The organism is Stenotrophomonas sp. SAU14A_NAIMI4_8 (assembly GCF_003086695.1).
Taxonomy (GTDB): domain Bacteria; phylum Pseudomonadota; class Gammaproteobacteria; order Xanthomonadales; family Xanthomonadaceae; genus Stenotrophomonas.
Genome location: NZ_CP025999.1, coordinates 4,008,139 through 4,031,798, shown reverse-complemented (window position 1 = coordinate 4,031,798; position 23,660 = coordinate 4,008,139). Strand labels below are relative to the sequence as shown.

Annotated in this window: 10 protein-coding genes; 6 read left to right on the top strand and 4 right to left on the bottom strand. The window is 67.9% G+C overall.

The genetic code is table 11. The annotated features are described in order from the left end of the window. Positions 1-281 precede the first annotated feature (281 nt). The 4 genes from C1930_RS18135 to rpoH all read left to right on the top strand — a co-directional run bounded on the left by C1930_RS18135 (position 282) and on the right by rpoH (position 18,279). Positions 282-2,366 carry a DUF11 domain-containing protein gene (locus tag C1930_RS18135; RefSeq protein WP_199912377.1) on the top strand — a complete coding sequence of 695 codons (2,085 nt, stop codon included), beginning with the start codon at positions 282-284 and terminating at the stop codon, positions 2,364-2,366. A 110-nt stretch (positions 2,367-2,476) separates the two neighbouring features. Beyond that, complete coding sequence (locus C1930_RS18130) at positions 2,477-13,459, top strand: Ig-like domain-containing protein (RefSeq protein ID WP_108772345.1); 10,983 nt, start codon at positions 2,477-2,479, stop codon at positions 13,457-13,459. A 10-nt stretch (positions 13,460-13,469) separates the two neighbouring features. Next, a complete protein-coding gene (locus C1930_RS18125) occupies positions 13,470-17,084 on the top strand; it encodes a hypothetical protein (protein WP_108772344.1) in 3,615 nt (1,204 codons plus the stop codon). Between the two features lie 319 nt (positions 17,085-17,403). Next, positions 17,404-18,279 carry an RNA polymerase sigma factor RpoH gene (rpoH, locus tag C1930_RS18120; protein WP_108751041.1) on the top strand — a complete coding sequence of 292 codons (876 nt, stop codon included), beginning with the start codon at positions 17,404-17,406 and terminating at the stop codon, positions 18,277-18,279. 98 nt (positions 18,280-18,377) lie between these two features. Here the strand turns inward: rpoH and C1930_RS18115 are convergent, their stop codons facing one another. After that, positions 18,378-18,818, bottom strand: coding sequence for a hypothetical protein (locus C1930_RS18115; RefSeq protein ID WP_108757338.1), 441 nt, complete (start codon positions 18,816-18,818; stop codon positions 18,378-18,380). 151 nt (positions 18,819-18,969) lie between these two features. Between C1930_RS18115 and C1930_RS18110 the strand changes: the two genes are divergently transcribed. Then, positions 18,970-19,359, top strand: coding sequence for a type II toxin-antitoxin system RelE/ParE family toxin (locus tag C1930_RS18110; protein WP_108757337.1), 390 nt, complete (start codon positions 18,970-18,972; stop codon positions 19,357-19,359). Further along, positions 19,343-19,675, top strand: a complete 333-nt coding sequence (locus tag C1930_RS18105; RefSeq protein ID WP_108757336.1) for a DNA-binding transcriptional regulator — start codon at positions 19,343-19,345, stop codon at positions 19,673-19,675. The genes C1930_RS18110 and C1930_RS18105 overlap by 17 nt, the downstream gene beginning before the upstream one ends. Positions 19,676-19,792: 117 nt before the next feature. Here the strand turns inward: C1930_RS18105 and purD are convergent, their stop codons facing one another. The 3 genes from purD to purH are packed head-to-tail and all read right to left on the bottom strand — an operon-like array spanning position 19,793 to position 23,602. Then, complete coding sequence (gene purD, locus C1930_RS18100; protein WP_108757335.1) at positions 19,793-21,076, bottom strand: phosphoribosylamine--glycine ligase; 1,284 nt, start codon at positions 21,074-21,076, stop codon at positions 19,793-19,795. Positions 21,077-21,134: 58 nt separating this feature from the next. Continuing rightward, entirely contained in the window at positions 21,135-22,001 is an 867-nt protein-coding gene (locus tag C1930_RS18095) for a hypothetical protein (RefSeq protein ID WP_108772343.1), read from the bottom strand. A 17-nt stretch (positions 22,002-22,018) separates the two neighbouring features. Beyond that, complete coding sequence (gene purH / locus C1930_RS18090) at positions 22,019-23,602, bottom strand: bifunctional phosphoribosylaminoimidazolecarboxamide formyltransferase/IMP cyclohydrolase (protein ID WP_108772342.1); 1,584 nt, start codon at positions 23,600-23,602, stop codon at positions 22,019-22,021. Positions 23,603-23,660 lie beyond the last annotated feature (58 nt).

Genomic DNA, 23,660 nt, shown 5'->3' with positions numbered 1-23,660 from the left:
GCTTACTACCGTCTTCACGCCGTCTTGTTTGACCCCTGCGCGCGCAAACGTAATTAATCGCAAAACCGGCCACGCAGCGCCGGAAAACATCAGAAACATCGAAGCCAGTGTGCGACACATGCCTCATCACCGGCAATGTCCGGGCGGTGCTGGTCGGGTGCAGCCGCGGCGCAGGGGATGGGGCGATGGATAAGGCTTCAGTCGTGAAGCGGGTGTCAGTGTTACTCACCAAAGTAAATGTCCTGCTATTTAGTGTGATCCTGTGCACATTAATAATGGTCGTGCCGACGGCCCGCGCCCAGGATGCCTGTACCGCCAATGGCGCCTGTGTTTCGGCTGGGCCCCGCCTGGTGTCGGTCGATTCCACCCAGAGCCCGGTGTTGAATCTGTTGTTCAGCACGCTGCTGCCCGGCACCAGCGTCCAGCTCACCGCCTTGGACTGGAACAACCTGGCCGGCGCCGACATCAATCTCAACGCGCTGCTGACCCAGCTCAACGGCGGCGTGGTGGTCAGTGATCCCAGCCAGGTGCTCAACGCCAACATCACCCTGGCCCAGCTGCAGGCGGCGATGGTGTCGGTGCTGCAGGCCGACGGCAAGACCGCCGCGGCCAGCGCGCTGGGTCTGCTCAGTCCGTCCATCGGTGGGCTGACCGGCAACATCCGCCTGGCCGATCTGCTGCAGGTCAGCCTGCCGCCGGGTTCGCTGGCCACGGTGAACCTGGACGTGCTGGACCTGATCACCGGCGGGGTGCAGCTGTACAACTTCCGCAACGTGGTCACCACGCCCACGCCGATCACCCTGACCACTGCGCAGCTGGCACCGTTGGGACTGGGCGGGCTGGCCAACGTGCGCGTGTGGGCGCAGGTGGTCGAACCGCCGGTGTTCAACTGCGGCCCGGTCGGCACCAGCTTCCACAGCGCGGCGATCCGCCTCAAGCTGGATTTCGACATCGTGCAGGGCCTGAACGTGGCGCCGCTGATTTCAGCGGTGAACGGACTGAACGTGGGTGGCCTGGTATCGCTGTCGGGCACCAGCATCAATGCGTCGCTGCTACATCTGTCGGTCTACGCCGATGTGGCGCGCGCCGAAGGCACCATCAGCGCGGTCAGCCTGGCCAGCAACGCGGTCACCCTGCAGGCGCGACCGGGCCTGGTGAACCTGTATGTCGGCACCATCAGCGACGCGGTGTTCTTCAACCGCAGTGCCGTACTCACCCCGGCCAGCGTGACCCCCATCAATGCCACGACGTTGAACGTGACCGTGGCGGTCAGCTTGTTGGCCGGTGCCGTGAAAGTGGCCGACGTGGATGTGCCGTTGACCGTGTCGGTGCGCGCCGTCGCCACGGCTACGCCCGGCCTGCAGTCGGTAGTGGTACCCGGCGCATTTCCACAGACACGCACGCTCACCGCGGGCACGGTCAGCGCCAGCACCATGGTCACCTCGCTGATCAATTCGCTGGACGTGACCATCACCAGCGGTACGCCGGTGGTGCGTCTGGTCAACGCGCTGGTTACCCTGCCACTGCCGGTGAACACCATCGTCAACGCGCTGGTATCCACCCTGCTGCCACCGCTGCGCACCGTGGTGAATGCACTGGTGGGACCGGTGCTGACGGCGGTGCTGGGCGGGGTGGTCGACAACCTGCTGGCCTTGCTGGGCATCCGCATCGGCCAAGCGGTGTTCACCGTGGAAAGCATTTCGCAGAGCTGCGCTGCCACGGTGCAGCTGGTGAAGACGCTGGCGCCGACCACCGATACCGGTGTGTTCAACCTGAGCGTGGCACAGGGGGCCACGGTGCTGGCCAGCGTGGCCAACGTGGGTAACAACGGTGCCACCACGGCAGTGGTTACGACACCCGGCACGGTCTACACGCTGGCCGAAACCGCAGGCACCGCCACGGTCCTGGCGCGCTACGCCAGCAGTTGGGAGTGCAAGGACCAGGGCGGCACCACGCTCAGCAGCGGCACCGGCCAGAGCTTCAACTTCACCGCGCCGGCGCTGGCGGCGCAGCCGCTCACCGTGGTCTGCCGCATCACCAACCGCACCCGCCAGGCCGATCTGTCGATCAGCAAGAGCGATGGCAGTGCCACCTACACACCCGGTGGCAGCGCCAGCTATGTGCTGACCGTCAGCAACGCCGGCCCCGATGCGGTGACCGCCGCGCAGGTCAGCGACACGCTGCCAGCGGGCGCCACGCTCAGCGCGCCGTGGACCTGCAGTGCCTCGGCCGGCAGCACCTGCAGCGCCGCCAGTGGCGGTGCCGCGGGCGGCACCAGCGTCAGCCTGGGGGTGAACCTGATCAATGGGGGGCAGGCCACGATCACCGTGCCTGTCAGCTTCAGCGCCGATCCGGGCGCGTACTAGCCGTATCCACCCGGGCCGCTGCGCTGTGCGCGGCCCGGCAGCAACGACGCTTCATGTGACGCGCAGGTGGGGAACGCCAGAGCCTGCGCGGTGCTTTCGAGGATGACAGCATGCACACCGCCCGCGCCCGTCGCTTGAACTGCCTGCCCGGCCACGCCTGCCTGCGCGCGCGCGCGCTGCAACTGGGCACCGCGCTGCTGGCCACGCTGGCCATGGCGGGCGCACAGGCGCAGGCGTACCGCAACCCGCTGGTGAACACCGCCACGGTGACCGCGCCGGCTGACGTGTCCGATCCCACCCCGGGCAACAACAGCAGCAGCGACAGCAATGCACTGGCCGCCAGCGCGCAGCTGAGCATCGTCAAGACCATCACCACGCCGGTGCCGGTCGCGGCCGGTGGGGCGGTGCAGTACCGCATTGAAGTGCGCAACACCGGCCCGTCGCAGGCGGTGGGCGCCACCCTTACCGATTCGGTGCCCGCGCAGCTGAGCGGGGTCACCTGGACCTGCGCAACGGTGTCGGCGGCCACCTCCTGCTCGGCGGCTTCGGGCACCGGCAGCCTGAACGTCGGCGTCAACGTGGGCGTGGGCGATGTGCTGGTGGTGCTGGTGAACGGCACCGCGCCTAGCGTCACCCCGGCGACCATTTCCGCCAACGCGGCCACCATCACCCCGCCGCCGGGTACCACCGATCCGACGCCGGGCGACAACACCGCCACCACGCCCACCATCGCCGTGCAGGCGGCCGCCATCGTCGCCACCAACGACGACTATAGTGCCACGCCATTCCCGCCGGGCGGCGGCGGCAGCACGCCGCGCGTGTTCACCAACGACACCCTGGGTGGCGCGGCGTTCGCCGATGCCGCCGTGGTCGCGACGCTGACCAACGCGCCGTCCGGCTATGCCATTGCGGCCAACGGCACCATCAGCGTGCCGGCCACCGCCGCAGCCGGGCCGGTCAGCCTGACCTATCAGATCTGCGAAGCGGCTTCGCCCAGCAACTGCGCCAGCGCCACGGTCAGCCTGCTGGTCAGCCCGGATGCGCTGGATGACAGCGTGGCCGTGCAGGCCGGGCAGGCGGTGAACGGCAACGTTGCCAGCAACGACAATGTCTTTACCGGTTCCACCTTCGTGCAGACCGGCGCAGTGCCCAGCCAGGGCAGCGTGGTGCTGCAGGCCAGCGGCGCGTTCACCTACACCGCCAACGTGGGCGCCACCGGCACCGATACCTTCGGCTACCAGGTGTGCCTGCCGGCACCGAACGCGGCGGTGTGTGACACCGCAACGGTCACCGTGAACCTGACCGCCAACACCATCGATGCGGTGAACGATGATTTCAGCGCCGCGCCGATCGCCGCGGCCATCGGCGGCACCACGGCCAGCGTGCTGGGCAACGACACCTTCAATGGCGTGGCAGTGGTGCCGGCCAATCTGACCACCACGCTGATCACCGCGCCGGCGGGGTATCTGATCAACGCCGCTGGCGTGGTCACGGTGCCGGCCAACGCCGTGGCCGGCCCGGTCACCCTGGGCTACCGCATCTGCCTGACCGCCGCGCCCACGCTGTGCGATACGGCCAGCGTGCAACTGGTCATCGCTCCCGATGCGGTGGACGATGCGATCGCCACGCCAGGTGCGGGGCAGCCGGTGTCCGCCAACGTCGGCAGCAACGACAACACCCCGGCCGGCTCCACCTTCAGCCTCGGTACCGCCGCCAGCAAGGGCGTGGTGACCGTGAACAGCGACGGCAGCTATACCTACACGCCCAATGCCGGCGTTACCGGCAGCGACACGTTCGGCTACCAGGTATGCCTGCCGGCACCGAACGCTGCGGTGTGCGATACCGCGACGGTCACCGTCACCCTGGGCGCCAATGCGCTGGTGGCCAACGATGATCTGTTCGCCACCCCGGTGCCCGGCCTTGCCGGCGGCACCACCCCCAGCGTGCTGGGCAACGACACCCTCAATGGCGTGGTGGTCACCGCCGGGACGGTTACGGCAACGCTGCAGGCGCCGGTGGCGGGCTTCAACCTGGATGCCAGCAGCGGCGTGATCACCGTGGCCGCAGGCACCACGCCGGGTGCCACGACTCTGGCCTACCAGCTGTGCGAAACGGCAGCCCCGGCCAACTGCGATACCGCCAGCGTGCAGGTGCTGGTCGCGCCGACAGCCGTGGCCGACAGCGTGCCGGTGCAGTCGGGCCAGGCCGTGACCGGTTCGGTGGCCAGCAATGACAGCACCGGTACCGGTGCGGAATTCAGCGTGCTGGTCGCCCCCACCCAGGGCACGCTGCTGCTGGCCGCCGATGGCGGCTTCACCTACACCTCGGCCGCCGGCAGCGGTGGCACTGACAGCGCCAGCTACCAGGTCTGCCTGCCCGCACCGAACAGTGCGGTGTGCTCGACGGCGACGGCCACCTTTGTCATCACCGCCAACACGGTCGATGCGGTGGACGATGCCTTTGGCACGCCGGCCATCTCGCCGGTGACCGGCGGAAGCACGCCCAGCGTGCTGGGCAATGATCTGTTCAACGGCGCGGCGGTGACCGCCGCGCAGGTGAGCGTGAGCCTGGTGAACGCACCGCCGCCGGGCTACACCTTCACCAGCGCCGGGGTGATCAACGTGCCGGCCGGCGCCGCTGCTGGCGCGCAGACCCTGACCTATGAACTGTGCGAGGCCGGTACCGCCAACTGCGACACCGCCCAGGTCGCGCTGGTGGTGGCGCCCGCTGCCACCGACGACAGCTACAGCACCTCGGCCGGGCAGCCCCTGGTGGGCGATGTCAGCCTGAATGACAACGCGCCTGCAGCTGCGACCTACAGCCTGGTCACGCCGCCGGCCGCTGGCACGTTCACCCTGCAGGGCAACGGCAGCTTCAGCTATGCACCGGCCGCGGCGGGGCCGCAGACCGCGCAGTACCAGGTCTGCCTGCCGGCGCCCGATGCGGCCGTCTGTGCCACCGGCACGGTCACGATCACGGTGGTGGCCAACACCGTTGATGCGGTGGATGACAACTTCCGCAGCCCCGTGTTCGCGCCCGGTGCCGGCGGCACCACGCCCACGGTGTTTGCCAACGACAGCTTCAACGGCGCGCCGGTGAATCCGCTGCAGGTCACGGCCAATCTGGTGGCCGCGCCCACCGGTTTCAGCATTGATGCCAATGGCATCATCACCGTGGCCAGCTACGCGCCGGCCGGTGCCACCACGCTCACCTACTCGCTGTGCGAGCAGGGCGGCAGCACCTGCGATACCGCCGCGGTGCAGGTAGTGGTTGCGCCCGATGCCGTCGATGACAGCGGCAGCGTGACCGGCACCCAGCCGGGCACCTTCGACCTGGCCGCCAACGACAACGTGCCTGCCGGTGCCACGTATACCGTGGTTACCCCGCCCACCCTGGGCAGCGCGGTGCTGTCGACCAGCGGCAGCCTGCAGTACACCGCCAACGCGGGCGCCAGCGGTGCCGATACGTTGACCTACCAGGTGTGCCTGCCGGCACCGGACGGCGCTGTCTGCGATACCGCCCAGGTGGCGCTGACCCTGGCGGCCGCTGCACTGGTGGCGGTGAATGATGATTTCAGTGCCAGCGCGGTCCCGCCGAGCGGTGGCAGTACCGCCAGCGTGCTGCTCAACGACACCTTCAACGGTGCGGCCATCGTGCCGGGTACCACCCCGGTCACCGCCAGCCTGACCACCCTGGTGTCCGGCTACAGCATGGCCGCCAATGGTGTCATCAGCGTCGCGGCCGGTACCTTGCCGGGCTCGGTCGCGCTGGGTTACCAGGTCTGCGAAACCGCTGCGCCGACCAACTGTGCCACCGCCACGGCGGTGGTGGTGATGAGCCCGGATGCAGTGAACGATGCACTGCCGGCCGCGGCCGGTGCGACCACCGTACTGAATGTCCTGGCCAACGACGTGGCACCGGCCACGCCGGTGGTGACCGTCAGCGTGGCGCCGGTGAATGGCAGCGCCGTGGTCAACGCCGACGGCAGCATCAGCTACACCCCCACCGGCAGTTTCAGCGGGCCGGATTCCTTCACCTACCAGCTGTGCCTGCCGGCGCCCCATGGCAGCGTGTGTGATACCGCCACGGTGGCGGTGACGGTCAGCACGACCTCGCTGGTCGCGGTGAATGACAGCTTCCTGGCCACGCCCATCGATCCGGCGGCCGGCGGCAGCACCACCAGCGTGCTGCTCAACGACACCTTCAGCGGCAGTGCGATCGTGCCGGGCACCACGCCGGTCACCGCATCGCTGGTCACGCCGGTGTCCGGCTACAGCCTGTCGGCCGACGGTGTGGTGAGTGTGGCCGCGGGTACGCGCCCGGCGGCAACCACGCTCAGCTACCAGGTGTGCGAGAACGCGGTGCCGACCAACTGCGCCGCCGCCACCGCACTGGTGGCGGTCAGCCCCGATGCCGTCGCCGACAGCCTGCCGGCCACCGCAGGCACCACCACGGTGTTGAACGTGCTGGCCAACGATGCCGCGCCGCTGAACCCGGTGGTCACCGTCAGTGCCGGCCCGAGCCAGGGCACGGCCGTGGCCAATGGCGATGGCACCATCAGCTACACGCCGACCGCCGGCTTCACCGGTACCGATACCTTCACCTACCAGCTGTGCCTGCCCGCGCCGGGCGGCACGGTCTGCGATTCGGCCACGGTGACGGTCACTGTCAGTGCCACCTCGCTGGTGGCCAGCAACGATGATTTCAGCGCCAGCCCGATTGCACCGGCCACCGGTGGCAGCACCAGCAGCGTGCTGTTGAACGACACCTTCAGCGGCGCCCCCATCGTGCCGGGCACCACGCCGGTCACCGCCACGCTGATTGCCGCGCCGGCCGGTTACACGATCTCGGCCAGCGGTGTGATCACCGTTGCTGCGGGAACCACGCCGGCCGCGGCGACCCTGAACTACCAGGTCTGCGAAAACGCGGTGCCGGGCAACTGTGCCGCGGCCACCGCGCTGGTGGCGGTCAGCCCGGACGCCGTGGCCGATGCGCTGCCGGCGGCCGCCGGTGCCACCACCGTGCTGAACGTGCTGGCCAACGATGCCGCGCCGCTGAACCCGCTGGTGACCGTATCGGTGGCGGCGGGCAACGGCACCACCCTCGTCAATGGCGACGGCACCATCAGCTACACGCCCAGCGCTGGTTTCACCGGCACCGATACCTTCAGCTACCAGGTCTGCCTGCCGGCACCAGCGGCGGCGGTCTGCGATACCGCGGCGGTAACCGTCACCGTGGCGGCCACGACGCTGACCGCGGCCAACGATGATTTCAGCAGCAGCCCGATCGCTCCCGCGGCCGGCGGCAGCACCAGCAGCGTGTTGTTGAACGACACGTTCAATGGCGTGGCCATCGTGCCGGGCACCACGGCGGTGACCGCTTCGCTGCTGACCACGGTGCCGGGCTACAGCATGGCGGCCGACGGCGTGATCACCGTGGCCGCAGGATCACCGCCGGCGACGACGACGCTGAACTACCAGGTCTGCGAAAACGCGGTGCCGGGCAACTGCGCGTCGGCCTCGGCCGTGGTCGCGGTCAGCCCGGTGGCGGTGGCCGACACTCTGCCGGCCACCGCCGGTACCACGACCGTGCTGAACGTGCTGGCCAACGACACCGCACCGCAGAACCCGGTGGTGACCGTGTCGGTGGCGCCGACCAACGGCACCACCACGGTCAATGCCGACGGCAGCATCAGCTACACGCCGACGGCCGGCTACACCGGTGCCGACAGCTTCACCTACCAGTTGTGCCTGCCCGCGCCGGCGGCAACGGTCTGCGCCACTGCAACCGTTTCGCTTGCGGTCAGCAACACCTCGCTGGTGGCGACCAACGATGACTTCACCGCAGCGCCTATCGCGCCGGCCACCGGCGGCAGCACCACCAGCGTGCTGCTCAACGATACGTTCAATGGCGCGGCCATCGTGCCGGGCACCACTGCCGTGACGGCGTCGCTGCTGGCGCCGCCCAGCGGCTACAGCATGTCGGCCAACGGGGTGATCAGCGTTGCGGCGGGCACCACGCCGGCGGCAACCACGCTGAACTACCAGGTCTGCGAGAACGCGGCGCCGACCAACTGTGCGGCAGCCACCGTCGTGGTCGCGGTCAGCCCGGAGGCGGTGGCCGACGCGCTGCCCGCTGCCGCTGGCGCCACCACCGTACTGAACGTGCTGGCCAACGATCGCGCACCGGCCAACCCGACGGTGACGGTGTCGGTCGCACCGACCAATGGCAGCACCACGGTGAATGCCGACGGCAGCATCAGCTACACCCCGACGGCGGGCTTCACCGGCACCGACAGCTTCACCTACCAGGTCTGCCTGCCGGCCCCCGGCGCCACGGTCTGCGATTCGGCGACGGTGACGGTCACCGTCAGCAACACCACGCTCAGCGCCCTGGGCGATGACTTCACTGCGGCGCCGATCGCCCCGGCGGCCGGTGGCAGCACCGCCAGTGTGCTGCTGAACGACACCTTCAATGGCGCGGCCATCGTGCCGGGCACCACGCCGGTCAGCGCCTCGCTGGTGACGCCGGTGAACGGCTACAGCATGAACCCGGCCGGCGTGATCACGGTGGCACCGGGTACCACGCCTGCCGCAGTGACGTTGAACTACCAGGTCTGCGAAAACGCGGTGCCGACCAACTGCGCGGTGGCCTCGGCCATCGTGGCGGTCAGCCCGGAAGCGGTGGCGGACACCCTGACCGCAACGGCGGGGACCACCACCGTGCTCAACGTGCTGGCCAACGACACCGCACCGCTGAACCCGGTGGTGACCGTGTCGGCGGCACCGGCCAACGGGACTGCCACGGTCAATCCAGATGGCAGCATCAACTACACCCCGACGCCGGGCTTCACCGGCGCGGACAGCTTCACCTACCAGTTGTGCCTGCCGGCGCCGGGCAGTGCGGTCTGCGATACCGCCACGGTCAGCCTGACGGTGGGTGCCAATGGCATCAGCGCGCTCGCCGATGACTTCAGCGGCATGCCCATCGCACCCGCCACCGGTGGCAGCACCGCCAGCGTGCTGTTGAACGACACGTTCAACGGTGCGGCCATCGTGCCTGGTACCACCCCGGTTGCTGCCTCGCTGGTGACGCCGGTGACCGGCTACAGCATGAGCGCAACGGGCGTCATCACCGTTGCGGCGGGCACCACGCCCGCGGCGGTCACGCTGAACTACCAGGTCTGCGAAACCGCCGTGCCCACCAACTGCGCGCAGGCAACGGCGCTGGTGGCGGTCAGCCCGGACGCGGTGGCCGACACCCTGCTGGCTGCCGCCGGTACCAGCACCATCCTGAACGTGCTGGCCAACGACACCGTGCCGTCGAACCCGGTGGTGACCGTGACGGTTGCGCCGACCAACGGCCTGGCCACGGTGCTGGCAGACGGCACGATCCGCTACTCGCCCTCGGAAGGCTTCACCGGCAGCGACAGCTTCACCTACCAGGTGTGCCTGCCGGCACCGGCCGCCGGCGTCTGCGACACCGCCACGGTCAGCCTCACCGTTGCGGCCACCACCCTGGTCGCCAACGCCGATGATTTCACCGCCGCGCCGATCGCACCGGCCAGCGGCGGCACCACCACCAGCGTGTTGCTCAACGACACCTTCAACGGCGCTGCGATCGTGCCGGGCACCACGCCGGTCACCGCAACGCTGATCACCCCGCCTGCGGGCTACACGATGGCTGCCAACGGGCAGATCACGGTGGCACCGGGCACGCCGCCGGCTGCGGCAACGCTGACCTACCAGGTCTGCGAGAACGCGGTGCCCAGCAACTGCGCGCAGTCCACCGCGGTGGTTGCGGTCAGTCCTGCTGCGGCCAACGACACCCTGACGGCAACGGCCGGCACCACCACGGTGCTTAACGTCACCGCCAACGACACCCTGCCGTCCAACCCCACGCTGACCGTGCTGGTGGCGCCGGGCAATGGTGCCGCGGTCGTCAACGCCGACAACACCATCAGCTACACGCCTGCGGCGGGCTTCACCGGCGCTGACACCTTCACCTACCAGGTCTGCCTGCCCGCGCCGGCAGCGGGGGTGTGCTCCACCGCCACCGTCACCGTCAACGTGGGCACGACCAGCGTGAGCGCGTTGAACGATGACTTCAGCGCGACACCCATCGTGCCGGCCACCGGCGGCACCACCACCAGCGTGCTGTTGAACGACAGCTTCAACGGTGCGCCCATCGTGCCGGGTACCACGCCGGTAACCGCCACGCTGATCACGCCGCCCACCGGCTACAGCATGAGCCCGAGCGGCGTCATCACCGTCGCTGCGGGTCTGGTTCCGGTCGCCACCACGCTGAACTACCAGGTCTGCGAAAACGCGGTGCCGACCAACTGCGCGCAGGCCACCGCACTGGTGGCGGTGCGCCCGAACGCGGCCGATGACACGCTGTCGGCCGGTACCGGCACCACCGTGCTGAACGTTGCCGCCAACGACACGCTGCCGTTGAACCCGGTGTTCACGGTGATCGTTGCGCCTTTGAACGGCACCGCCGTGGTGAATGGTGACAACACCATCAGCTACACCCCGAACCCGGGCTTTACCGGCACCGATACCTTCACCTACCAGGTCTGCCTGCCGGCACCGAACCTCAATGTCTGTGACACCGGGTCGGTCAGCGTGACCGTGAGCGCCACGACCCTTCAGGCAGTGAGCGACAACTTCAGTGGCACGCCCACCCTGCCTGGCGCGGGCGGGTCCACGCCGTCGGTGCTGGGCAATGACCTGATCAATGGCGTGCCGGTGCAGCCGGCGCAGGTCACGGTGTCCCTGGTCGCACCTCCGGCAGGCGTCAGCATCGATGCCAACGGCATCATCACCATCGCCGGCAGTGCCGCGGCCGGTGCGCTCAACCTGACCTATCAGATCTGCGAAGCCAGCAACACGGGCAACTGCGCGCAGGCTACGGCACTGGTGCTGGTACGTCCGGACGCGGTGAACGACGTGGCCACCACGCCGGCCGGGCAGGCGCTGAGCGGCAGCGTGGCGGGCAATGACAACGCCGGCGGCGGTTCGGTGTTCTCGCTGGTGACCGCACCGGCGCAGGGCACCGTGGTGCTCAATGCCAATGGCAGTTACACCTACACGCCCAACGCAGGCTACACCGGCAACGATTCCTTCATCTACCAGCTGTGCCTGCCCGCGCCGTATGCCGGCGTGTGCGATACCGCCACACTGGCCATCACGGTCAGCGCCGCGGGTGGCACCCTGGTCGCGGTGGATGATGCGATTGCCGATGTGCCGGCCACCGGCGCCACCGCAGTGTTGAACGTGCTGGTGAACGACACGTTCAACGGCGCCGCGCTGGACCCGACCACGGTGCAGCTGACCCCCACCAACACCACGGCCATCACCATCCAGGCCAATGGCAGCGTGGACGTTGCCGCCGGTGTGGCCGGCGCCACCTACACCACCACCTACCAGATCTGCCTGGTCAGCCAGCCCAGCGTCTGCGACATCGGTACGGTGACGGTGACCCTGGCCAACCCACCGGCGGGCAGCACCGTGCAGCCCGCCGACGATACCGCTACGACGCCGCAGGACAGCCCGGTGGTGGTGGCGGTGCTGGCCAACGACCTGGTCGCCGGCAGCCCGGTGGTGCCGGCGTCGGTGGCCGTGACCATCAGCACTGCGCCCACCTCGGGCACGGCCGCAGTACTGGCCGACGGCAGTGTGCGCTACACGCCGGCGGCCACGTTCAGCGGCAGTGACACCTTCGCCTACACCGTCTGCACGCAGGCCGCGCCGGTGCAGTGCGGTACCGCCAGCGTGACGGTGCAGGTGCAGGCCAACGCCGTGGAAGTGGTGGATGAGACCGTGACCACGCCCGATGGTGAACCGGTCACGATCTCGCTGCTGGACAACATCAGCACCAGCGGCGCGCCGATCAACCCGCGTTCGCTGCGCGTGCTGGCCGCGCCGCGCTACGGCCGCCTGGGCTGCACCGACGGCGTCTGCATCTACACCGCCTTCGTCGGCTACAGCGGCCAGGATGCCTTCACCTACAACATCTGCGACGTCTCCATTCCGACCCCGGTCTGCGCCGATGGCCGGGTGAACATCACCGTCACCGCCAGCGGTGCCGTGCTGCGCCTGACCAAGCAGACGGCGCAGCGCACGGTGAAAGTGGGCGAGCTGGTGCGCTACGTGGTGACCGTGGAAAACCTGGGCGAAGTGGACGCGCTGGGCGTGAACGTGGTCGATACGCTGCCGGCCGGCTTCACCTTCGTGCAGGAGGGCTTCGAGGCCCGCGACCTGGACAACGCCGCGTTCGTGAGCGCGCGTTCACCGCTGCGGGTGGAACAGGTGGATATCGCCGCCGGTGGCCGCGCCACGCTGGTGTACTACCTGCGCGTGGGGGCTGGCGTGGGCCAGGGCATCCACACCAACCGGGTGACCGCGGTGGATGCGGTCAACGCCAGCATCGGCAACGTGGCGTCGGCCGATGTAGAGGTGGTGGGCGATCCCTTGCTGGACGAGAGCCTGATCCTGGGCAGCGTGTTCGAAGACCGCAACGGCAACGGCATCCAGGATGACGGTGAGCGCGGCATTCCCGGCGTGCGCGTGGCATCGGTGGAAGGCCTGGTGATGGAAACCGATGCCTTCGGCCGCTACCACCTGGTCGGCATCAACGGCGGCCAGGCACGTGGGCGCAACTTCATCCTGAAGGTGGACCCGACCACGCTGCCGGCCGACGCGCGCTTCACCACGCGCAACCCGCTGCTGCGGCGGATCACCCCGGGGTTGCCGGTACGCTTCGACTTCGGCGTGCAGCTGCCCGATGCACGGTTCGACAGCGGTCGTCCGGCCCTGCGGCTGGAGTTCGGTCCTGCACTGTTCGTACCGGGCCGCGCCGAACTGGCACCTGGCAACGAGGCGGTACTGGTGCAGGCGGCCAGCGCGTTGCAGGCCCGCCAGGGCGGGGTGCTGCAGGTGCGTGCCGAGGCGGGCCAGGAAGCGTTGGCGGCAGACCGCGGCCGCGTGCTGCAGCAGGCCGTGCTGGCGCGGTTGCCAGACGGGTGGGCCGACCGGGTGCAGGTGCAGGTACTGCCTGCACCGGCCACCGTTGACCGCGCGGACCGCTGAGGAGAGGGCCATGATCAAGACGACCGCACTCATCACCCTGGCCACCGCGCTGCTGCTGCCTTCGGCCTGGGCGCAGACCGCAGCGCCCGCGCCGGCACCGGAAGTGCCGCAGACCCTGTGCGGTGCCGAAGGCTGCCGCCGCGGCAACGACCTGCTGCTGCAGGTGCATGGCGACCCGACCCCGCAGACCGTACCAACGCCCGCCGACGCGCGCGCGGCCGCACCGGGTGGGCAGTTCGTGACCGAGCTGCCTGACGGCGCGGTGGTGTGGGCCACCGAAGATCCGTCGCTGTCGGCGCCGGTGCTGAACGTGCAGACCGGTTCCATGGCACCGTTCGAGAACGGGCGCCTGACCAAGCCGCTGCGCTTCCATGGCTACAACAACTACGCCTCGTTCATCGAACGCATCGAGATCACGCTGTATCGCGGTTCCGATACCGATCTGGTCACGCCGCTGGCGCGCATTCCCATGCCGGTGGACTACGTGGGCAACACCGAATGGGATGGGCAGCTGCCGGCTGGGCTGAACCTGCGCGAAGGCGACGAACTGCAGTACATCGCCCGCGCCTACGGCCACGATGGCGCGTTCGACGAAACCAGCGCGCAGCGCTTCCAGCTGGTGCTGCCCACCGACTACGAGCGGGGCACGCAGCAGGTGCGCGACAACGTGCAGAAGACCCTGGGCAAGGTGCTGAACGGCGAGGAGGCGCGCGACCAGCAGCTGACCAATGACATCTATGGACAGAACGCGCTGCGCCAGCAGAACATCGCCATCTACGGCTCGCGCGTGCGCATCTACGGCCGTGGCCTGGCACCCAACGCGCGCGTGCTGATCAACGGGCAGAGCTTCCCGGTGGATCTGGAGCAGAAGTTCGCCGCCGAATTCCTGGAGCCGATCGGCCAGCACCGCTACCAGGTGGAAGTGGAAGCGCAGGACGCGCCGCCCCTGCAGCGCACCCTGGACGTGGAGGTGACCGGCAGCTACCGCTTCCTGGTGGCCCTGGCCGATGTGACCCTTTCCAAGAACACCGCCAGTGGCAACCTGGACCCACTGGTGGCCGACCAGGACCGTGACGACAGCTTCCTCAGCGAAGGCCGCCTGGCGTTCTACCTGAAGAGCAAGCTGCGCGGGAAGTACCTGGTGACCGCGCAGGCCGACACCTACGATCGCGAGTTGAAGCGTCTGTTCAGCGGCTTCCTGGATGCTGATGCGCGCGATGTGTTCCGCCGCCTGGACCCGGACCAGTACTACCCGGTGTACGGCGATGATTCGACCACGTACCGCGATGTGGATACCCAGGGCAAGCTGTACGTGCGCGTGGACTGGGACCAGAACCAGGCGCTGTGGGGCAACTTCGCCACCGGCTTCACCGGCACCGAGTACGGCCAGTACGTGCGCTCGCTGTATGGTGCGGCGCTGAGCTGGCGATCACGCGCGACCACGCCGCTGGGCGATCCGCGTTCCTACCTGAAGGCATTCGGCTCGGAGGCGCAGTCGGCGCTGGGCCACAGCGAATTCCTGGGCACCGGCGGCAGCCTGTACTACCTGCGCCACACCGATCTGCTGCCGGGCTCGGAACAGGTGGTGCTGGAAGTGCGCGACCGCACCACCGGCCGTACCGAAGTGCGCAGCACCCTGCAGCGCGGCGTGGACTACGAAGTGAACGAGATCCAGGGCCGCATCCTGCTGACCCGTGCGCTTTCGCAGATCACCCGCGAGAACGTGCGCACGCTCACCCGTGACACGCCGCTGGATGGCTACGACCAGGTGCTGCTGGTCGATTACGAGTACGTGCCGGTGGGCTTCAGCACGGACGATGTCAGCGCCGGCCTGCGTGGCAAGCAATGGTTCGGTAACCACGTGGCGGTGGGCGGCACCTACGTGGACGAAAACCGCAGCGGCGACGACTACAGCCTGATGGGCGCCGACCTGACCCTGCAGGCCGGGCGCGGTACCTACCTGAAGCTGGAACAGACCCGCAGCGAAGCCACCGCCGCGCCGATCTTCTATTCCGACAACGGCGGTCTGAGCTTCATCCAGCGCAACCCGGTGAACGCGGCGCGCAAGGGCGATGCACGGGCCGTGGAAGCACGCGCCAACCTGCGCGAGCTGGGCTGGACCACGCAGGACTGGAGCTTTGGCGCCTGGTGGCGCGATGTGGATGCCGGCTTCTCGGTATCGCGCATGGACACCGGGGTAGCACTGGAAGAGTACGGCGCCGAGTTCCTCGGCTACTTCACCGACAACCTCAGCCTGTATGGCCGCCAGAGCCGCGCCGAACGCGGCGACGTGGCGCTGGAACAATCGCAGCTGACGCTGGATTGGCGGCTGGGCAACAACGGCCAGCTGGGTGCGGAGCTGCGCCGGGTGCGCGAAGAGAATGCAGGCGTGGACGTGGATGGCACCCTGGCCGCATTGAGCTACCGGCAGCGCTTCGGCGCCAAGTGGGAGCTGTACGGCACCGGCCAGCTGACCGTGGATGACGACGGCGGCGCTTACGAGGACAACAACCTGTTGACCCTGGGCACGCGCTATCTGTTCGGTGATCGCTCCAGCGTGGGCGCCGAAGTGAGCAGCGGCAGCCGCGGCGACGGCGCCAAGCTGGAAGCCGAGTACTGGATGACCCCCGAGCACAGCTTCTACGGCAACTACAGCTACAGCACCGACCGCACCACCACCGACCCGCTGTACGACACCGGCCTGCAGTCGGGCTGGACGCTGGGCCAGCGCTGGCGCCTGAGCAACCAGGTGAATGTGTTCAACGAAAGCCAGTACCTGAAGGACCGGCGCGAGGACACCGCGGGCCTGGTCAACACCTTCGGCATGGATTTCTACCCGGCGCAGGGCTGGAACCTGGGCTTCAGCGTGATGGATGGCAAGCTGGACGCCACCACCGGCCGCGTCGATCGCCGCGCCTACAGTGTCAGCGGTGGCCGTACCGACGCCAACACGCAGTGGACCAGCAAGCTGGAGTACCGCCGCGACCAGGGCGCCGAACAGCGCGAGCAGTGGGTGACCACCAACCGCCTGCTGTACAAGATCAACGAGGACTGGCGCATTGCGCTGCGCGCCAACTACGCCGATACCCAGGACAGGATCAACGCGCTGGCCGATGCCAAGCTGGTGGAATCCAACCTGGGCTTCGCCTGGCGCCCGCACGACAACACGCGCTGGGCCGCGTTCGGCAAATACACCTATCTGTACGACGTGGCGTCGCTGGGCCAGGAAGGCGGCAACGTGTACGACCAGAAGTCGCAGATCATCTCGCTGGAGGGCGTGCGGCAGATCGGCGAGCGCTGGGAAGTGGCGGCCAAGCTGGCCGCGCGCTGGGGCGACTACCGCCCCGGCCGCGGCGAAGGCCCCTGGCTGGACAGCCGGGTGAACTTCTCGGCGCTGCAGTTGCGCTACCGGCTGTGGTCGCAGTGGGAAGGCCTGGCCGAGTACCGCTGGCTGGATGTGCGCGACGGCGGCGACAAGAAGGGCTGGCTGCTGGGCGTGGACCGACAGGTCGGGCAGAACTTCAAGATCGGTGCCGGCTACAACTTCACCGAGTTCAGCGACGACCTGACCGAGCTGCGCTACGAGAGCAAGGGCTTCTTCCTGAACCTGTCCGGCTACTACTGAGCGCTTTGGCCGCGGCCTGGGTTGCCGGGCATGGTCCGGCACTACCGGGCTGGGGCCGCCTGGGCCTGAATGACCGGCAACATTGCCGGGCTGAATGGGGCGGGTTGGTGGGATTTTGCGGCCCAAAAGCACAATTCATCCACCAGTTTGTGCATAAGTGATTGTTTTGTAATGGTTTGATGCGTTATGGGGCGTGCTCGCCATTGTCATCAATTCGCGATAGGGTAGGGATGTTGAACGGCCCATTGTTTCGCCTGCGGAACACTGGAACTTCCTACCGCTTTAGCAGTCCAAAACCCGGACTGCTAAGATGAGCCCTATGAGCCAGAACACCTCTACTGCCCTTGTGGCAAACAATCTCCCGATTCCCAGTGCGCTCGGTTCGCTGGACGCCTACATCGGTGCCGTGCACCAGATTCCGGTGCTGTCGGTCGATGACGAACAGGACCTGGCCCGTCGTTTCCGCGACGGCGACGATCTGGACGCTGCGCGCGAGCTGGTGCATTCGCACCTGCGCTTCGTGGTGCACGTGGCCCGCGGTTACAACGGCTACGGCCTTGCGCTGGGCGACCTGATCCAGGAAGGCAACATCGGCCTGATGAAGGCGGTCAAGCGCTTCGACCCGGATATGGGCGTGCGCCTGGTGTCCTTCGCCGTGCATTGGATCCGTGCCGAAATGCACGAGTTCATCCTGAAGAACTGGCGCATCGTGAAGGTCGCCACCACCAAGGCGCAGCGCAAGCTGTTCTTCAACCTGCGCAAGTCGAAGACGCGCCTGGGCTGGATGAACGCGGCCGAAGTGAGCGCGGTGGCCAAGGACCTGAACGTGTCCGAGCGCGAGGTGATGGAAATGGAATCGCGCCTGTCCGGTCGCGATATCGGTTTCGATGCGCCCAGCGATGAGGACAACGAACACGCCCCGCCGTCGCCGGCCGCGTTCCTGGTCGCCAACGACGAAGACCCGTCGATGGCCTACGAGCGTGCCGACAGCGAAGACAACCAGCTGCAGCTGCTGCGCGAAGGCCTGGCCGAGCTGGATGCCCGTTCGCGCGACATCATCCGCCGCCGCTGGCTGGACGCCGACAGCAAGGTGACGCTGCAGGAACTGGCCGATGAGTACGGCGTTTCCGCCGAGCGCATCCGCCAGGTCGAAGCGAACGCGCTGAAGAAGATGAAGGCGCTGTTCAACGCGTAACGCGGTGCAGCGTTGCAAAGACGAAAGGCCCGGCAATGCCGGGCCTTTTTTGTTTGGTGGGGCTCATCCACGCATGGCGTGGATCTACTGATCCCGCCTCATGGCATCGGCTTTCCCGTCGTCTCCGTCAGGGCCCAGACCGGGATCGATGCGTGTTGCCGGAAGTCGATCGTGTTGAAGGTCGCCAGACCGGCCAGCACCTGCAGGTCCCCGCTGAGTGCCGTGCGCTGAATGGCCAATGTAGGCGTGGCAAAGCGCACGTAGCCGCCCCGGTTCCAGTCGTACACATGGATGCCGCGCGAAGCCATGGCCACACCGTCATCGTCACGGGGAACCTTCATGTGCATGACGGCCCTGCCAACCACCGGCAGCTCCATCAACATCATTTCCATATCGAAGATGTCCACCGCGGCTTGGTGCAGAAGCGCGGTAGGGATGTCTCCCTCGCCTGCGGTGACGAATGCCGCCACTGCGCCGGTCTGGTCAACGCCCAGCCAAACACACTCAAAGCCGTCCGGATAATCCTGATGCTGGCGCATTCTGCGTACTCCCGTCCCTGAAGCCGAGGCCTGGCGTTGCCGGGCCGCTTCTGTTCCTTCCTGCCGCCATACCGACGATCAGGTGCTCACAATCCCCACGTATGCAGGAGCCTGACGCTGATTTTCACGCCGTACCACTCGGTGGCACGGTATGATCATGCCACGTGTCTTCCGCACCCGAAGCTTCAACCGAAGCACACGAAAGTCAACGTTGTCCGACTCGGCATTGTGCCGCGCGGTGAGCGAAATGCGTCATGGGCTTATTGATGCCGATCTGGGTGGCGGTCTCATCAAGAAACGCGTCGCGCTGCCGGGCCGCGGAAAGCGCGGTAGCGCCCGCACCATCGTGGCGACCCAGTTGGGGCGCTACTGGTTCTTTCTCTTCTGCTATGAAAAGAACGAGCGCGCGAACCTCACCAGGGCGGAACGGGATGCGCTTGAGTTATATGCGTCTGAGTTCTTGAAGATGAGCCCTGCACAGTTGGACAGGGCAGTGATGTGCGGCGATCTGCAGGAGATATGCCATGACCAAGCGTGTTGAACGTAGACGTGCAAAGAGCCCAATCCTTGATGCGGTGCATGAAGGCGCTGCAGGCCTGTATGCCAGCGGCTTCATCGACAAGCGACGAATGGGCATGTACGAGGCCCTGTGTCTGGAGCCCGTACCCGAATACAGCAGTGCCCAGATCCGCGCACTGCGCGCGTCGCTGCACCTCAGCCAGCCCGTATTCGCCGGTGTGCTCAATACCAGCGTTTCGACAGTCCGCAGCTGGGAGCAGGGCGAAAAGAAGCCGAGCGGGCCCTCGCTGAAGCTTCTGAACCTGATCGACCGCAAGGGTCTGGACGCTGTCCTCTAAGGCAAAGGCCCGGCAACGCCGGGCCTTTGCGTGTCTGCAGGGTTCATCCACGCATGGCGTGGATCTACTGCGATCAACCCGGGTAGAGCCACGCCATGCGTGGCTGCACCCCGCACCTCACCCCTCGCGTGCGATCGCGCGCCAGCCGATGTCGGTGCGGTGGAACTCGTTGGCCCAGCGCACCTTGGCCACGCCGGCATAGGCATTGGCCTGCGCGTCGCGCACGCTGTCGCCCAGCGCGGCCACGCACAGCACGCGGCCACCGGCGCTCAGCACCTGGCCCTGCGCGTCCAGCGCGGTGCCGGCATGAAACACCTTGGCGCTGGCCGGCACATCGGCCAGGCCGGAAATCACATCACCGGTGATCGGCGATTCCGGGTACGGCCTCGCGGCCAGCACCACGCCCAGCGACGGGCGCGGGTCCCACTGCGCCTCCACTTGGTCCAGGCGACCGTCGATGGCCGCTTCCACCAGGTCCACCAGGTCGGACTGCAGGCGCAGCATCACCGGCTGGGTTTCCGGATCGCCGAAGCGCACGTTGAACTCGATCACCTTCGGTGCGCCGCTGGCATCGATCATCAGCCCGGCATACAGGAAGCCGGTGAACGGAATGCCGTCGGCAATCATGCCCTGCACGGTCGGGTTCACCACCTCGCGCATCACCCGCGCATGTACTTCGGCGGTGACCACCGGTGCCGGCGAATAGGCGCCCATGCCGCCGGTGTTCGGGCCGGTATCGCCGTCGCCCACGCGCTTGTGGTCCTGCGAGGTGGCCATCGGCAGCGCATGCACGCCATCGACCATGGAAATGAAGCTGGCTTCTTCGCCGTCCAGGAATTCCTCGATCACCACGCGCGCACCGGCGTCGCCGAAGGCATTGCCCGACAGCATGTCGCGCACGGCGTCTTCGGCCTCGGCCAGGGTCATCGCCACGATCACGCCCTTGCCGGCGGCCAGGCCGTCGGCCTTGACCACGATCGGGGCGCCCTTGTCGCGGATGTAGGCCAGCGCCGCGTCCACCTCGGTGTGCACGGCGTAGAACGCGGTGGGGATGTTGTGGCGGGCCAGGAAGTCCTTGGCGTAGGCCTTGCTGCCTTCCAGCTGTGCAGCGGCGGCGGTCGGCCCGAAGATGCGCAGGCCGGCGGCGCGGAAGCGGTCGACCACGCCGGCCACCAGCGGTACTTCCGGGCCCACCACGGTCAATGCCACGCCTTCGGCCTGGGCCAGCGCCAGCAGGCCGTCGATGTCGGTCACCTTCACCGCCGCGTTGCGGCACTTGTCCTCGGTGGCGGTGCCGGCGTTGCCGGGCGCCACGAGCACTTCACTGACCTGGGGGGATTGGGCCAGCTTCCATGCCAGGGCGTGTTCGCGGCCGCCAGAGCCGATGACAAGTACGTTCATCACGAGATTCCAGATTGCGTGGGAAGGGAAGGGCGATGTTCCCGGCAGGCCGCGTGCCTCACTCGCAGCCCTCGCGCAGCAGCGCGGCGGGGAAGGAATAGGTCCACGTCTTCGGGTCCAGGGTGAAGCGGTGCTGCTGGCGCACGGCGGTGCCACCGCAGGTGCTGCCGGTCTCCTCCACCAGCAGCGGCCAGACGCGTGCGCTGCGGTCGCTGTCGTCGAAGCGCTGGTTGAAGTCGATGTTGAATACCTTGCTGCGGCAGTCTTCGGCCGCATCGGCGTCGTCGCAATCGTAGGCGGCGCCATTGTCGATATGGCTGCGCATGCTGCCGGTGTCGACCAGGCCCTTCGGGCCGGGCAGCACCAGCGATTGCGAGATCAGCGAATAGCCCTGGCCGAACCAGCCGTCTTCCACTCGGAAGCCGTAGAAATCGCTGCCGGCGCGCACGATCTGCACCGTGCCGGGCTGGCCGCTGCTGCCGTAGGTGCCACCGGTCAGCTCGGCGGCCACGTCGAAGCCGCTGGCGGTTGGCCGCAGCACGTAGAAGTCGATGGTGCCCGGCTCCGGGTGGCCGGCTTCGACCAGCGCGCCGCAGACGGCCAGCAGCTGCTGCCAGCTGTCGCCGCTCACCACCGGCTGCTCGGCGCAGACCTGCCAGCTGACCGGGCGCGTTTCGCCGTCCTGGGTCCAGCTGCCGCGCCAGTCACCCGACAGCGCGGCGCCCTGGCCGTAACGCTGGGCCAGGAAGGCCTGCAGCCGGGCGGTGCGGCTGATCGGCGTGGCCGGTTCGGCCGCCGCCGTCGTGGCCGCCGGCGCTGCAGCGGCAGCAGCCGGCGCAGGATCGGCGGCCGGCGTGCAGCCGGCCAGCAAGGCCGTGCCGGCCAAAGCGAGCACGGTGAGCGGTTTCAAAGAGACTGCAGACATCCGTGTCGCTCCCTGTATCAGTGGCGGAAGTGGCGAACGCCGGTGAACACCATGGCCAGGCCATGCTCGTCGGCGGCGGCGATCACTTCCGCATCGCGCATCGAACCGCCCGGCTGGATCACCGCCTTGATGCCGGCAGCGGCGGCGGCATCGATACCGTCGCGGAACGGGAAGAACGCGTCGGAGGCCATCACCGAACCTTCGACCACCAGGTTGGCGTCGGCGGCCTTGATGCCGGCGATGCGTGCCGAGTACACGCGGCTCATCTGCCCGGCGCCCACGCCAATGGTGCGGTTGTCCTTGGCGTACACGATCGCGTTGGACTTCACGAACTTGGCCACCTTCCAGGCGAACAGCAGATCGGTGAACTGCTTGTCGGTCGGCGCCAGCTTGCTGACCACCTTCAGTTCGTCGCGGGTCATGCCGCGGTTGTCCGACGACTGCAGCAGCAGGCCCGAGCCCACGCGCTTGCTGTCGAAGTTGTTCAGGCCATCACCGTGCGGAATGCGCAGCACGCGCACGTTGGCCTTCTTCTGCGCGTATTCCAGCGCGGCCGGCTCGTAGTCCGGGGCGATCAGCACTTCCACGAACTGGCGGTCCAGGATCACCTTGGCGGTGGCGGCGTCCAGCGGCTTGTTGAAGGCGATGATGCCGCCGAAGGCGCTGGTCGGGTCGGTGGCGTAGGCCAGTTCATAGGCATCGCCGTTGCCGGCACCCACGGCCACGCCGCACGGGTTGGCGTGCTTGACGATCACGCAGGCCGGCGCGTCGAACTGGCGCACGCATTCCCACGCCGCATCGGCATCGGCCAGGTTGTTGTAGCTCAGTTCCTTGCCCTGCAGCTGCTGGAAGGTGGCCAGCGTGCCCGGCACCGGGTACAGGTCGCGGTAGAACGCGCCGCTCTGGTGCGGGTTTTCGCCGTAGCGCAGGTCCATCACCTTCACGAAGGTGGAATTCATCTGCGCCGGGTATTCGGCGCGCACCGGCACGGCGACGTCGGTGGCGGTGACCGCCGACAGGTAGTTGCTGATGGCCGCATCGTACTGGGCCACGCGGTTGAACGCGGCCACCGAGAACGCGAAGCGGGTGGCGGCGCTCAGCTGGCCGTCGTTGGCTTCAAGCGAGGCCAGCAGTTCGGCGTACTGCGACGGGTCGGTGGTCACCGCCACGCGGGCGAAGTTCTTGGCCGCCGAGCGCAGCATGGCCGGGCCGCCGATATCGATGTTTTCCACCGCGTCGGCCAAGGTGCAGTCGGCCTTGGCGGTGACCGCTTCGAACGGGTACAGGTTCAGCACCAGCAGGTCGATGGCGCCGATGCCATGCTCGGCCATCACCGCATCGTCCAGGCCCGAACGGCCCAGCAGGCCGCCATGCACCATCGGGTGCAGGGTCTTGACCCGGCCGTCCATCATTTCCGGGAAGCCGGTGACATCGGCCACGTCCTTCACGGCCAGGCCGGCATCGCGGATGGCCTTGGCGGTACCGCCGGTGGACAGCAGCTCCACGCCGCGTGCGGCCAGTGCAGTGGCCAGCTCGACCAGGCCGGTCTTGTCGGAAACGGAAAGGAGGGCCCGGCGGACGGGCAACAGATCAGCAGTCATGGGGACAGGGCAATCGGCAGCGGAGCGGGGCCGATATTGTAGTTCGTGGGGGCCGGTG